Here is a 14465-nt window from a genome sequence, read left to right on the forward strand (position 1 = left end):
AGTTTCATATAAAGACAAACGACGAAAATTACGTTAAAATTTCACAAAATATTCAATTGATGTCGTAAAAGGGACTGTATCATAAGCGTTAGTTTGTTATGATCAGCTATTCGAATCCTTACGTTCATGACTTTCTCAGGAGGCGTATTTTTAATCATCAGGAACAACTTCTTATAGTAAAAATAAGCCAGATACACGCCGCGACGTGCCCCCTCAGGCAACCTCTTTATTCCTATCAATGCTTGCTCGAAATCTGACTCAATTTCCTTTTGAATCACATCCTTGTCTGCCTCCGAAAAATGAGCAAAATTAACTCCAGGAAAATAGGTACGTCCCAAAAATTCATAATCAGCCTTTAGATCCCGTAGGAAATTCACTTTTTGAAAAGCAGCTCCCAGTTTCATAGCATATGGCTTCAGCTCGTTATATAGCTGATCGTTTTTTTCGGTAAAAACCCGCAAACACATCAGGCCAACAACTTCCGCAGACCCTAATATATAAAGGCTGTAAGAATCCAGCGTATGTTCGGTTTTCATCAGATCCATTTCCATACTCCTCAGGAAAGTGTCGATTAATTCCCATTCGATATCATACTGATGCACAACCTGTTGAAAACTATTCAAAATAGGATTGATGCTGATTTTTCCTTTAATCGCCTCCACAGTATCCAGCCTGATTTTCTCCATCAGGAACACTTTATCATAATCATGGAAGCTGTCCACAATCTCGTCTGCGAGCCTCACAAATCCGTAAATTCCATAAATTGGCTCATGAAATTTTTTGCTTAGAAAATGTATTCCCAACGAAAAAGAAGTGCTGTACAACTTCGTGGTCATTTTACTGCATGATGCCGAGAGATCATCAAAAAGCACTTTCATAATTTACCTTTTTTAGGAATTTGAGTAATTCATTCGCTGCAATTGTACCAGATATAATGGAGGGCGGAACACCTGGGCCAGGCACTGTAAGCTGACCAGCATAAAAGAGATTGGAAACCTTCCGGCTCTTTAGCTTAGGCTTCAATATGGCCGTCTGCATGAGGGTGTTAGCAAGACCATAAGCGTTGCCCTGATAAGCATTATAATCTTCAATAAAATTATTCTTAGCATAACTACGCTTAAAAACCACATGTCCCCTAATATCCTCACCCGCAAACTTTTCCAGCCTGTCCATTAGCAACTCGTAATATTTTTCGCGAGTTGGCTCGTCATCTGAAAGCCCAATTGCGATGGGCATCAATACAAACAAGTTTTCACAACCTTCCGGAGCAACTGTGTCATCCGTCTTGGATGGACAACAGACGTAAAATAGCGGATCGCTCGGCCAGGCCTTATGCTTATAAATTTCTTCCGCATGCTTTTCAAAATCAGCATCGAAGAATAAATTATGATGCCTTAATTTACTGATTTTCTTATCAATACCAAGATAAAACAGTAGACAGGACGGGGCAAAAGTTCTGCTTTCCCAATAAGACTCGGGATAAGAGCGAAAACTCTCACCAACCAGATTGTGTTCAATATGGTGGTAATCGGCAGTGCCTATAACGGCGTCCACCTCATTACTACCGTCCTGCGTATGGAGGTGGGTTACAATATTTCCTTTAATTTCAAATTGAGTAACAGGCTGCGCCGTCTGAAATTCTACTCCAGCATTTACTGCAATATCCCGAAACGCATCTGCGACCTTCCCGAAACCGCCCATCGGATAAAATGTACCTTGCTTAAAGGCCGCGAAATTCATTAAACTATATAAAGCCGGCGTGTTTTGGGGCATCGCACCCAAAAACAGTACAGGAAATTCGATAATGGCTACCAGTCGGGGATCTTTAAAATGAGAACGCACATGCTTACTGAAGGAAGAAAACAACTGAATTTTGAGCGCGTCACGCAGCAGCTTGAGGCTTACAAACTCAGTAATCGAATGTCCTGGCTTATACACCATATCTCCCATCCCTATCGTATACTTCACCTCAGCCTCCGCCATAAACTTTTGCAACTTTACCGAGCTCCCGGGCTCGATTTGCTCAAATAGCTCAGCGATATCTTCGAATTCCGCCGGAATATCAATTACCTCGCTGTTGTCGAATATTACAGCAAAGCCGGGGTCCAGTTTTTTGAGTGTATAGAAGTCGTTTGCTGATCTCCCAAACATCCCGAAAAACTTGTCATAAACATCGGGCATCCAATACCAGCTTGGCCCCATATCAAATAAAAATCCGTCACTCTTGAAGGTTCGCGCCCTCCCGCCGATGTTGTTGTTTTTTTCAAATACAGTAACCTTGCTTCCATTTAACGCCATTATGGATGCAGATGCCATACCCGCAAAACCGGCTCCTATGACGGCTATTTTTGAAGCTGTATGTAAATCGGTTTTATACATTAGAGGTTATGATATTTATCAAGCTTTGAACACTCGTGATCTGATGCACGTTTTTCCCACCCACAACTTTGCCCAACCTTTCCTCGCCTCCGGAGAAGCACAGGGAAGTGCTTCCGAAATCGGATATGAGGCTGTCGACTAAACCTTCCAACTCTTTCTCCGGCTCATTTTTCACAAAAAAGGTATAGATATGCGTCGGTTCATTCTGTTTGACCACGCTCATCAAATCCTGATACGGCACTCTCGCTCCTAGATATATCACCTTTTTTCCATAACTCCGAAGCAAATAATTGGCAAACAGCAAACCTATTTCATGATCCTCCTGCTCGTTAAGGAACAAAATCCAGGTTTGGTCCGGCTTTTCGGGCAACGGCAAGCCATCTATTGCCGTAAATAATTTCTGCCGTACCAGGTTCGATAGAAAATGCTCCTGAGCGGGCAAGAGACTGTCATTAGTCCACATTAAACCTGTTCTGACCAGCAAAGGATACACTATTTTTATATAGCTGTCCTGCAACCCAAGTATATCAACCGATTGCTTAAACATCTGATGAAAAAGTATCTCGTCGTAAGTGGCTATCGCTAAAAGTGTTTTGCTGATGATACCTTCAATCTGAGTATCCTTCTCGAATAACCCCGAGATAATCTTGCCCACTTCGATCGCCATCTCCTGCTTCGAAAGTTTGCTGATATGCGAAATCTTCATCCCCCGCTCTATCAGCGCACAAACGTTCAACAGCTTTTTCAGCTCGTCATCATTGTAATACCTGATGTTTGTATCCGTCCGTTCAGGCTTCAGAAGGCCGTAGCGTTGCTCCCATATCCTGATGGTATGAGCTTTCTGGTTGCTTAGCCTTTCCAAATCCTTGATCGTATAGAATGACATTTTGTTTAACTTTCATCAAAAATAGTTAAACAAAACTATTTTCATTGCTTTTTGGCAAAAAAAATTTGGGAGGCCATCCTAAAGTAAAATGGCAGGCTCAGAGTAACCTGCCATATGCATTAATAGAATGGAAGAGTTGCTAAACTTTTGGCTCCCAGCCCTTTTCGTATTCGCGAGACCATAACCTCTGCGCTTCTTTATCGCCAACGATATGTCCGTTTGAAGGGTCTATTTTGAGGCCCCGACCCACTCGCCAGGAAATATTCCCTAGTTGCATCGAAAGCACACTTTTGTATCCCAATTCTACATCACAATTAGGGCGGCGGCTGTTTCTAATGGCATCCAGAAAGTCAGCCACGTGCAGGCTATCCATCCCCAAGCTTGGACTTGCCGTGTTCCGCCCCTGAATATCCCCTTTTTCTTCACCTCCAACTTCCTTAATCAGCTTGCCGTCAAGATCATATACTTTGTAACTATCGCCTCCTGTGTCAAGGCTTCCGTTCTCTCCGTAAAAAATAATCCCGCGATCTTGTCCTTCTATTTTTCTGCCATTCCGGCTTCGCGATTCCCAGATCAAAGAAACACGATTAGGGAAATCCATCGTGATAACCTGCGTATCGGGCGTCTGCCAGTCGTCCTGAAACTCATAATTGCCTCCTACTGAACTCACTCCAGTGGGAAAGTCAACGCCCAATCCCCAGCGGGCAACATCTACTTCGTGTGTACCGTTGTTCAAAGCCTCGCCTGTTCCCCAGTGCCAAAACCAGTGCCAGTCATAGTGAATCAAACCATCCTGATACGGCTTTCTGGGCGCAGGGCCTTGCCAAAGATCGTAGTCCAACCACGTCGGCACGGCTCCAGGTTTCATATAAGTTGCCTTTCTCTTATTGGTATACCAGGTCTTCGCCAAATATACCCGACCAATAATACCATCATGCAACTGCTTGATTCCCTGGGTCAGTATGGGCGCTGAACGCCGCTGGGCACCCATTTGAACCACACGATTATACTTGCGGGCGGCCTCCACAGCCAATTCACCTTCTCTTGGATTATGACTTAAAGGCTTTTCAACATAAACGTGTTTACCTGCCTGGCAGCCCATGATGGTCAAAGGCGCATGCCAGTGGTCTGGCGTGGCGGTATATATGGCATCGATATCTTTGTCGGCCAACACCTTACGCAGATCTTTTTCTGATTTCGGCGTGAGCTTTTGACCTGCGTCCATAATCGTTTTGATCGCCTTCGGAATCGCCCTGTCATCAACATCACATACAGCCGCAACCTCAGCATTTTTTTGCGACGCAATAGTACCGCCCATGCTGTTACCTCGGCTATTCACTCCTATTGTCGCTACACGAATTAACTCATTTGCACCGATAATCCGGTTGTAACTTTTAGCACTGAATCCCTTCGCAAATCCGCCAAAGGCGACGCCAACCGATCCCATAGCCACACTTTTCAAAAATTTTCGTCTGTCTTGCATTGTCGTATTTATAACGCTTTGGTTTTTATAGTCATAAAGGAAAATTTGATATTGCAATCCGTTTCAAAATCGTGAATCTATTTTGCAACCAAATGCTCATCAAATTTAAAAGTGGCTTTATCGGTCCGTTTACCCGGAGCATTACCTAATCTATTTGAATAGACCTTCGATTCATACGGGAACAGGCTATATTGTGGGCCGATACAATAGCATATCAGGACACCTAACCGTTCGGATCCGACTAATTTGAGAAATCTTATATACCTTATCAGAACACAAGCAACCTGAATAGACAACTAGGGAGGTGACTTTTTTTCATTTCTGCGTACGAAGGTGACAAGCTTTATTACGCACAATGAAAAAGAATAGATTCGCGTTCGTTATTAACCAATTTTGAAGTAATCTGATTTTTCGCATGAAAAGAGTTTACACCTGCTTACTTTTTCTATTTTCGCTTGTTGCCACGGCCCAGGAATCAGAAAAAAAGGGCTTTCTGTTTATCGGCAAAAAGCCGCTCAAAAACTACGTCGGCATCAGGCTTGGCGGTGTGGCAAGTACGTTCGCCGAAAAGAATAACCTTTCGATACCGTCATTAGGGAACCATTCGGTCAATTCGTGGCACGCGGGTGTATCGTGTGACATGTTCACTTCTAAAAATTACAATGCGCGTCTGGAGCTCTCTTATCTGACCAAAGGCGCGAAGGAAACATTTAGTAATGAGCGTGTTGCGATCGAAAGCACTAACAAATTGCACTATCTCCAGCTCAGTGCTTTGCCGCTGGTAATCAAGCCCGGTTTTCGAAAAATAAATCCATATCTGGCTCTTGGAGGCTATTACGCCCGTCGCCTTGCCATCAATTCCAAAGCTTCCGTAAACAACGGTCCTTGGGAAACGGATAATATGACAGCCGCCAACCTTAACGTCAAGAATGACTATGGTTATTCAATATCGTTGGGGATGTATATATGGCAGAGACCGCTGTTTGAGTTGCGTTATGAAGCCGGGATCCCGTCCGTGTCTTCTACATCGACAATCAAAAATCGTTCAATATCGCTTTCTTTCTCCATTTGAAAACAGTGCCTTAAACATCATTTTCGACTCTATTTCTAGCAACCACACGCAGCCATGAAGTCAGTATTTAAACTTTCAGTATATCTCTTATTGGTCATTCCTGTTTTTCTATCCGGTTGTGAAAAGCAGGAAATGAAACCGGTGGACGCGTTCTATCGGTTCGACAAATTGAAAAAACTGACGTTAAAGAAACCTTCGAAAACCAATTATATTTTAGGATATGATACTGAAGCCATCGCCTTGTCGGTCACAGGATATGAATCTGGGGGTGAAATTGTCAAAATGCCTCAAACGGCGGTAACCCTGTATTCCAACACCACCAGACTCGAGGGCGAATCGTTCGTGCCAACCAAGGCCGGAGTTTATAAATTGTATGGAAAACTGGCTGGAACAACCAGCGACACGCTAACGATCAGCATATGGGAGCCAGCTTCATTGACACTCAAACTTTCAACTTTTAATGATGCAACTGATATTTTTTATGCAGATGGCGTCGACACAGTTGGTTTCGACGTGAGGGTATGGGGAGGAGGCAAAATCCTTCCGATTCAATTCACGTATTCTCTAACTGCAAACGACAAACTATTCAGCAAACGCTATTCCACCAATAGTTATGGACCTTATAAATTTCAAGCCAAAGCATTCGGACTTGAAAGTAACGAGATCACAATAAATGCCGTTGCACCTATCGCCTATGACCTAGTAAGACTCCCTGTAATTTTTCATGAAATTAACACTACCGATCTCACCGCCGCATACATACGTCAATTAACCGATGGAATGACAAAGGCATATCGAAATCGATTCAATATGACAGGCGGGCCGAAAGATTCAGATGCAAAGGATTTATATGTTGAATTCTACCCCGCCGAAACTGATCTGAATGGGCAAAAACTAGCCATACCAGGATTAGACCGGCAAGGGTCAGACAAGAAGACCTTTACAGGGGAGGAAGCATTTACGGAGGCATTTAACTGGTTTTGGAATCCCGATTATTATCTTAACATTTGGGTGATACCAAATATCACCGGCGATCTTCAATACTCGTCGTGGGCGTACCTGCCAAACGTTACTCAACCTATGGCCGGACTCGGTGTTCTGCCGCAAGGGACGGCTCCGTTTTTTCCCTATGGAATATTTCTCAACAAAATCATGACGGGAACAAATTCAAACGGGAATCGCACAGAAGAAACACTTGCCCACGAAGCGGGACATATATTGGGACTATATCATACGTTTGATGGCAACGGCAGCAATCACAACGGTTGTTCATCAATCGACCCTGACTACTGCTCTGATACCCCCTCATATGATCGCAACCTGTACTCAGAAAGTATCGGTAATTTATCAGGATTCGAGGGATTCAGCCGGATCGCTTGTCAAGGTGGTTCATATACCGCAACCAATTTTATGGACTACTACTTCTGCTACAATAACTCGTTTACAAACGAACAATTGAAAAGGGTAAGGCACACTATAAATTATGGGCTGTGGCTTCCGACGCCTTTTAATGGCTTTAAATCGGCCAGGATCGGCGGTATTTCGATTGTAAAGAAACCGGCTAACCTTAGATATATAAAGCCAATTATCTGCAGATAATTAAAACGTTGATGTTTGTTCTTAGTTATATTGATTTACCATCACAACCAATAACCACTCAAAAGTAAGGCTTGCCTATTTGCCAAGCCTTTGCTCGTGCGTATCTTCGGGCTTTATGGAAACGTAGTTAAATCATAAGTCATAGATCATTGTATGTTCGAGCCGCTAACCGACCACATTCGAAAATATGTATCGCTCAGCTATGAAGAGGAACAATTTTTCATATCGTTTCTTCAACACCAGCATCTCTCTAAAAAAGAACTACTTCTGAAAGAGAATCAAATTTGCGCTGGTAACCATTTCATATTGAGAGGATGTTGTTGCCTTTACATGACAACGGAGACGGGAACAGAACAAATTATACAATTTGGTATTGAAAACTGGTGGATTACCGACTATGTGAGCCTTGATTCCGGCAAACCTTCTACTTTCAATATACGCGCTGTGGAAACTTCGCTGGTTGCAATTTTGAGAAAAGAGATTCAGGATGAAGTTTTTGCGAAAATCCCCCAACTCGAGCGGTATTTCCGTCTTATTCTACAACGGGCCTACGCGGCGTCGATGATGCGGATGCAATTTAACCTCACCATGTCTGCCGAGGAGCGATACAGACATTTTTTTGACTTGTTCCCTCAATTTGTTCAAAGAGTACCGCAATATATGCTGGCATCTTACCTGGGGTTTACTCCTGAATTTTTGAGTAAAATACGGGCGAAAAAATTGTAGGAATTGCTCCTCATTTCTTAATCAGGATTAAGTTTTTTTGAGAGTCTGTGTCGCAACTTTGCATAAACAAAAACACAAAAACAATGCAAACTCGATTGAATATGGGCAAAACATCGCCCGAAGCTTATAAAGCCATGCTGACTTTTGGTCAATATTTAAATACAACTTCGCTCACCCCGATTCACAAAGAACTGATCAAAATCAGGGCCTCTCAGATGAATGGCTGTGCATATTGTTTGAATATGCATACCAAAGACGCACGAAAACTTGGTGAAACGGAACAAAGAATTTACCTCTTGAATGCGTGGAGGGAAACCAATCTTTTTTCAGAAGAAGAAAAGGCCATTCTTGCTTTAACAGAGGAAGTTACACTAATCAGTCATCACGTTTCCAACGAAGTGTATAGCAAGGCGGTAGAAGTTTTAGGCGAGCTATATACGGCTCAGGTTATCATGGCAACCATCATCATCAACGGTTGGAACCGTATCGCAATTTCCACAAATATGGAGCCGGAATACTGATTGGAAGTTGGGTGAAGCTTCGTGGGCCGAAATCAGAACTTCACTCACTATCCTTCTTCCTGTCTCACCAGAATACGAAGTTGGTGCGTGTTAAATACCTGAGAGTTTGGCTCCACGCTTTTTGTCAGAAAAACACTTCCGCCAATAATACTGTTTCGGCCGATGACGGTGTCTCCTCCCAGAATTGTCGTTCTGGCATAAATGATCACGTTGTCCTCAACAGTTGGGTGTCTTTTGGTTTCGGCCATATCTTTGGCTACTTGCAACGCACCCAGCGTAACACCCTGATATATACTGACATTTTTGCCAATGACGGTGGTTTCGCCGATGACGATGCCAGTTCCATGGTCGATCATGAAGGGAACTCCAATTATTGCACCTGGATGGATATCAACTCCAGTTTTACCATGCGCATATTCACTCACAATTCTTGGAAGTACGGGAATTCCAAGCCAAGTCAGTTTGTGAGCGATCCTGTATACGGTGATAGCATAAAATCCTGGATACGAAACTATTACTTCATTGACACTGGTAGCCGCCGGATCATACTCATAAATTTTGTTAGCATCCAGTCTCAATGACTGATATATCTCTTCCAGGGAATTGTAAAAATCGGTCACCACACCGAGAATATCAATCCCTGAAGGTTCCATGTAACTCAAAAGTATATTTTCCAGATCAATCTGATTTTTCTTCAGAATCCCTTCATATGAAGACTTTTTAGGCAAATGATTACTTGGAAAGAGGAAATGAACCAGATCGTTTAGCCAGGCAATTGCGTCGTGAGAAGAAGGAGTCGCTTCCCATTCGGCGTTGTGCGTCTTGCGCAAGATACTTATCAGCGACTGCGTATTAGTAATTTTCGTCATTTATGTAAGCTAACGCGATGTTCATATTTGAACAACACACTCATTATAAACATGATATAACGAGTGTGTTTCCAAGAAACTCAAATTATTCTTATTTACCCGAATGTCTAAGCCTATATAAAGTTTCTACCAACACGTCCACGTCAGCGCAGGTATTGTAAAATGCCAACGACGGGCGGACCGTAGTTTCAACTCCGAAACGTCTCAAAATCGGTTGAGCGCAATGGTGCCCCGAGCGAACTGCAATACCTTCCTGATTCAGGGCTGCGCCAACTTCCTCAGTTTTAAAACCATCAAAAACAAAAGATAATACCGAAGCTTTGTCAGGTGCAGTACCAATCAGTCGAAGTCCCGGAATGTCTTTCATCAAATGCGTGGCATACTCCAACAGGTAATGTTCATATTGAGAAATGACATCCATTCCAATTTTCTGAACATAATCTATCGCTGCACCAAGCCCTACTGCGTCTGCAATATTTCCGGTGCCCGCCTCAAAACGGTTCGGCGCATCGTGAAATTGGGTATATTCAAAAGTCACGTCTTTGATCATATTGCCTCCACCCTGCCAAGGCTGCGTGTCGTTCAATAAATCTTCCTTACCATACAAAACGCCGATTCCGGTCGGCCCAAAAACCTTATGGCCCGAGAAAACAAACCAGTCTGGGTTCAAAGCACGGAGATCGGTGCGGATATGAGATACAGACTGTGCACCATCCACCAAAACCTTCGCTCCAGCCTGATGCGCCATTTCGACGATCCGTTTGGCGGGAGTTACTGTCCCTAATGCGTTAGATACCTGCGTGAAAGAAACCAGCTTGGTCTTCGGACTCAACAATTTGGCATATTCTTCGAGGATAATCTGCCCGTTATCATCTACCGGCATCACCCTGATTTTCAGTCCTTTTTTGGCGGAAAGTTGTTGCCAGGGTACGATATTGGCATGGTGTTCCAAATGGCTGACAATGATCTCATCTCCCGCATTGAGATTTTGTTCACCCCACGTTTTGGCCACCAGATTGATGGCTTCCGTAGCTCCTCGCACAAAAATGATCTCATTCACAGAACCCGCATTGAGAAATGTTTGCACTTTCTGACGAGCGCCTTCATATGCGTCCGTCGCACGCGCCGCCAACTCGTGTGCGGCACGGTGTATGTTCGAATTTTCGTGTTCGTAAAAATACGAGATTCGTTCAATCACCTGACGCGGTTTTTGAGTAGTCGCCGCATTGTCCAGCCATATCAATCGTTTACCATTGACCCTTTCCTGTAAAATTGGAAAGTCCCTTTTGACCAGATCCACATCAAACGGCACTGTTCCGGCTCCTGCGTGCGTATGAGGAAACGACTTTCCAGACAACTGAGACGGGAATTCCGCACCCAAGCTAAAAGGACTTTCTCCTCCAAACCCCTTGCCCGACAAAAAATAGTATTGCGAACTTGCTGGGCCACCAAAAGACGGTATTTGAGGAGCACCATTATATGATTCCGGAGCAATCGGTAATTGAAAGATATCCTGCGTTTCTCCAGGCACTGTTGGAATATATGTCTGGAAACTTTTCCCGCCATATATGGACGAAGGCGAGATCCCGCTACCACCTACTGATTGCGGAACCTGATCCAAATCAGAAAATGGGGCTTTTTTTGTCTGAACATGAGGATCCGGCAAATTTGTTTGAGGACTGCTTCCCCCTCCTGAATTTCCCAAACGAACCGACGAAGGTGATTTGCCACTACCAGCCACTGATGGCGACGCATGGGACAACCCTGGATAGTCACTATTACCATTCGAACCGCTCGGCTGCGCCGTTTGCAACCCTCTCAGATTGACTTCATTGATTTTCTCTGCTCCGGAGGGAGACACGCCGATTCCTGAAACGGGTGCATTTTTTGCAAAATGCGGATCAGGAAGACTCGTCTGAGGCTCGTCCGTGCTGAAACCTTCTTTTTTTTGAAAAAGATAGGGCAGCCGATCATGCACCAGATTCAACGACTTTTCAATGCGTGGGTGATCCGCCAGATCTGGAGAAAAATTTGCCTTTGGAACTTCGTTTGGCAGCAAGGAAAAAAGCTCATTGGCCAGACGCTCTAACGCCGCTGTATCCGGCAGACCCGAGATATTGGGATCGTTCGAAAACGAATCAGTATTTATACTCATGGTAGTTTCCTATTTCAACATCGTCCAGCACGGCAATCGCATCGTCTACCAAAACGGCAAGCGAGCAATACAGCGAGACCAGATAGGATGCGATGGCTTTATCATTTATTCCCATAAACCGAACCGACAAACCGGGAGACTGTTCTCCTGGCAAGCCAGGCTGATAAAGACCTACCACTCCCTGGCGGCTTTCACCGGTACGTATCAATAACACTTTGGTCTTGCCATTTTCGATCGGCAACTTGTCGGACGGGAAAAGTGGAATACCTCGCCAGGTGATAAATTGGGAGCCAAAAAGAGAGACTGTTGGAGGTGGAACGCCCTTGCGGGTACACTCGCGTCCAAAAGCAGCAATGGCCTGAGGGTGCAAAAGGAAAAAACCCGGCTCCTTCCAAACCTTTGCAATCAAATCATCGAAATCGTCGGGCGTTGGAGAACCGTTCCGGCTTGATATGCGTTGCGACGGGGCTATGCTATGCAAAAGACCATATTCTTCGTTATTGATCAGCTCACTTTCCTGGCGTTCCTTGATACTTTCAATAGTCAGACGAAGCTGTTCGCTAATCTGATTATACGGTTTACTATATAGGTCAGACACCCGAGTATGAACATCCAGGACGGTATTTACTGCATTTAGATTGTATTCCCGCGGATTTTCGACGTAGTCGATAAAAGTATGTGGCAGTTCGCGCTCGTCACGCCCTGAACAATCCACCTCGGCCACGCTGCCTTCCTTAACTTTGTTGAGACGATATACACCTGATTCGACAGGTATCCAATTTAATAGATGGGTAAGCCAACGCGGGGTAATCGATACCATTTGCGGCACGGTACGCGTTGCGATGGCTAACTGCCTGGCTGCTACATCGCCAAGAGCTGTCTGCTTTTCATTTAATTTCGGCATCTGCTATAGTTAATTTTAAATGGATTTGATACCTGAACCTACGAGCGGTTCGGCAAGGAAAGTTCGAAATTACGATAACGAGTCCGATTGCAGGAAGCGTAAAACGCAGTTTACCACCAACCTAGACACCAAGAATCTCCCTGGCGGTATTAAACAGAACGATCTACTAAAAATAACAAATTCGGTTACTCTTAATAATGTAATTCTTTCCCGTTCGAACAGCTATTCAAAACATTATACGCCCTCTTGTTCTATAATTTTGGTAGAATAAGTTTTTTTCAATTTGTTAAATGTACCACAAAAATTTTTAATGTCTATTATATCCATAGACTTTATATGTATATATTTTTTTCATTATATTGCTAAAAAAAAGCAGCGTATACGATGGCTCCCGAACTGATAAGTGTATATAAAAATGAGAAGATCGCCGAAGAGGCGTTTAAGGAGTATCGTCTAAGGCATGGAATAGCGTGCAAAAAATGCGGATCGGAACATCATTACTGGCTTCCGTCCAAGAAACAGTTTCAATGCAAGAATTGCAGATTTCGAACTACCCTCCAGAGCGGCACCTTGTTGGAAGGAAGCAAATTGCCGATTTCATATTTCTTTATTACACTGCATTTGTTGATCAAAACAGGAAACAACCTTTCTGCGGAACAACTGCAGCTCCATACCGGGCACAAATACAGTGATCCGTTATTTGACCTGATCAGGAAGGTGAGACAATACCTGAAATCTAATGATCAGCATGCGGTATTGATTGATTTCGTGGAGATTACCCAGAAAATAATATTTGCAGAAAAACAAAAATGAGGATAAAAAACCTTTGCGAGTAGATTGTAAGAGCTATATCAGAAGTCGAATACTCGGGCCGCTCTGAATTCGTCAATCGAGACAATGATTTTTGACAAAATCAACTGTATCACCGAATCTCCTTTTAAGACATCCGCCGCCTCAAAAATAACCACTCACTGCATTTCCTTTTCCTTGCTGGTAAAGTTCAGATACTGAATCCTGACACAGTTTACAGATTCAACCAATGATGTGATTTTATGACAACTGTAGATTTTGGGGCAAGTCAGTTTTAGTTGATATGTGCTCATGCTCAGCGCGATCCAGTGTATAACATATTAAGTCTATAAATTTAATATGGTACACAAAAGTAGTTCACATCCAGCACCTATCTAAGTGTTATTTTTATTATTTGCCAAAACTTGCAGAACATACCACCACGACACGGCGGATGTTGAGCCATATTGGAAGATCTTAGGTTAGAAGACATCCTGACCATCTCCTGACTATATCACCCTTTGCGTCCCCAAAATTTCGACACGAGAAAAGACGCCTTAGCCCCAGGCACTCCTAAGACAAAACAGATGCAGCTTTTCCGTCTTCGGCTTTAAGAATATCAGCGATAGAAGTGCTGTCCAAAACGGCCAGGTTCGCATCTCGCCATTTCGAAAGAACAACACGGAGACTACAGGTTTCTTCATCTTTGCAGTCGTCGCATTTGCCATAAAAAAACATGGATACACACAAAACCGGGGCGATCGGGCCATCAATAATCCGGAGTACTTTTGAAAAGCTTACTTCCTCTGGCGGAATTCGCAAAAGGTACCCCCCGCCCTTACCCTTCTGGCTTTGCAGCACACCATTATTTCGTAAGTCAAGAAGGATGGCTTCCAGAAATTTCTTCGGAATTCGCTCTTTTTCAGCGATTTCCGAGATAAGCACAGGTCCGGAGCCGTATTTTTCTGCCAGTACTTTTAATGCTTTGAAAGCGTATTTTGCTTTTTTTGATATCATGGTTCAATATAGAAATAGTATTGGTCCTAGCAAATATGTTGAGAAGGTGGGGTTAAGATACAAAA

Annotated in this window: 13 protein-coding genes; 5 read left to right on the forward strand and 8 right to left on the reverse strand. The window is 43.6% G+C overall.

The window, feature by feature from the left end; genetic code table 11:
- Window positions 1–41: 41 nt before the first annotated feature.
- The 4 genes from AC1XUD_RS17970 to AC1XUD_RS17985 all read right to left on the reverse strand — a co-directional run bounded on the left by AC1XUD_RS17970 (window position 42) and on the right by AC1XUD_RS17985 (window position 4748).
- Window positions 42–878 (reverse strand): phytoene/squalene synthase family protein, encoded by an 837-nt coding sequence (locus tag AC1XUD_RS17970; protein WP_483362424.1) that lies wholly within the window; start codon window positions 876–878, stop codon window positions 42–44.
- A complete protein-coding gene (locus AC1XUD_RS17975; protein WP_483362425.1) occupies window positions 862–2379 on the reverse strand; it encodes a phytoene desaturase family protein in 1518 nt (505 codons plus the stop codon). The genes AC1XUD_RS17970 and AC1XUD_RS17975 overlap by 17 nt, the downstream gene beginning before the upstream one ends.
- Window positions 2372–3265 (reverse strand): MerR family transcriptional regulator, encoded by an 894-nt coding sequence (locus AC1XUD_RS17980; RefSeq protein WP_483362426.1) that lies wholly within the window; start codon window positions 3263–3265, stop codon window positions 2372–2374. The genes AC1XUD_RS17975 and AC1XUD_RS17980 overlap by 8 nt, the downstream gene beginning before the upstream one ends.
- Before the next feature lie 139 nt (window positions 3266–3404).
- Window positions 3405–4748 (reverse strand): Gfo/Idh/MocA family protein, encoded by a 1344-nt coding sequence (locus AC1XUD_RS17985; protein WP_483362427.1) that lies wholly within the window; start codon window positions 4746–4748, stop codon window positions 3405–3407.
- A gap of 415 nt (window positions 4749–5163) precedes the next feature.
- On the opposite strand from AC1XUD_RS17985, the gene AC1XUD_RS17990 reads away from it, so the two are divergent.
- The 4 genes from AC1XUD_RS17990 to AC1XUD_RS18005 all read left to right on the forward strand — a co-directional run bounded on the left by AC1XUD_RS17990 (window position 5164) and on the right by AC1XUD_RS18005 (window position 8666).
- A complete protein-coding gene (locus tag AC1XUD_RS17990; protein ID WP_483362428.1) occupies window positions 5164–5820 on the forward strand; it encodes an outer membrane beta-barrel protein in 657 nt (218 codons plus the stop codon).
- A gap of 54 nt (window positions 5821–5874) precedes the next feature.
- A complete protein-coding gene (locus AC1XUD_RS17995; protein ID WP_483362429.1) occupies window positions 5875–7419 on the forward strand; it encodes a M43 family zinc metalloprotease in 1545 nt (514 codons plus the stop codon).
- Window positions 7420–7572: 153 nt separating this feature from the next.
- On the forward strand, window positions 7573–8145 hold the full coding sequence (locus AC1XUD_RS18000) for a Crp/Fnr family transcriptional regulator (RefSeq protein ID WP_483362430.1): 573 nt from the start codon (window positions 7573–7575) through the stop codon (window positions 8143–8145).
- Between the two features lie 83 nt (window positions 8146–8228).
- On the forward strand, window positions 8229–8666 hold the full coding sequence (locus tag AC1XUD_RS18005; RefSeq protein ID WP_483362431.1) for a carboxymuconolactone decarboxylase family protein: 438 nt from the start codon (window positions 8229–8231) through the stop codon (window positions 8664–8666).
- 47 nt (window positions 8667–8713) lie between these two features.
- Here the strand turns inward: AC1XUD_RS18005 and AC1XUD_RS18010 are convergent, their stop codons facing one another.
- The 3 genes from AC1XUD_RS18010 to AC1XUD_RS18020 all read right to left on the reverse strand — a co-directional run bounded on the left by AC1XUD_RS18010 (window position 8714) and on the right by AC1XUD_RS18020 (window position 12594).
- Window positions 8714–9535: a serine O-acetyltransferase gene (locus tag AC1XUD_RS18010; protein WP_483362432.1), complete on the reverse strand. Its 822-nt coding sequence runs from the start codon at window positions 9533–9535 to the stop codon at window positions 8714–8716.
- Window positions 9536–9626: 91 nt separating this feature from the next.
- Window positions 9627–11690 (reverse strand): family 2A encapsulin nanocompartment cargo protein cysteine desulfurase, encoded by a 2064-nt coding sequence (locus AC1XUD_RS18015; protein WP_483362433.1) that lies wholly within the window; start codon window positions 11688–11690, stop codon window positions 9627–9629.
- A complete protein-coding gene (locus tag AC1XUD_RS18020) occupies window positions 11674–12594 on the reverse strand; it encodes a family 2A encapsulin nanocompartment shell protein (protein ID WP_483362434.1) in 921 nt (306 codons plus the stop codon). The genes AC1XUD_RS18015 and AC1XUD_RS18020 overlap by 17 nt, the downstream gene beginning before the upstream one ends.
- Window positions 12595–12978: 384 nt before the next feature.
- Here AC1XUD_RS18020 and AC1XUD_RS18025 point away from each other — a divergent pair, with 384 nt between their 5' ends.
- Window positions 12979–13407: a transposase gene (locus AC1XUD_RS18025; protein WP_483362435.1), complete on the forward strand. Its 429-nt coding sequence runs from the start codon at window positions 12979–12981 to the stop codon at window positions 13405–13407.
- A gap of 549 nt (window positions 13408–13956) precedes the next feature.
- On the opposite strand, the gene AC1XUD_RS18030 is transcribed toward AC1XUD_RS18025, so the two are convergent.
- On the reverse strand, window positions 13957–14400 hold the full coding sequence (locus AC1XUD_RS18030) for an RrF2 family transcriptional regulator (protein ID WP_483362436.1): 444 nt from the start codon (window positions 14398–14400) through the stop codon (window positions 13957–13959).
- Between the last annotated feature and the right edge of the window lie 65 nt (window positions 14401–14465).

This window comes from Dyadobacter sp. HNCC25DJ184 (genome assembly GCF_056895215.1).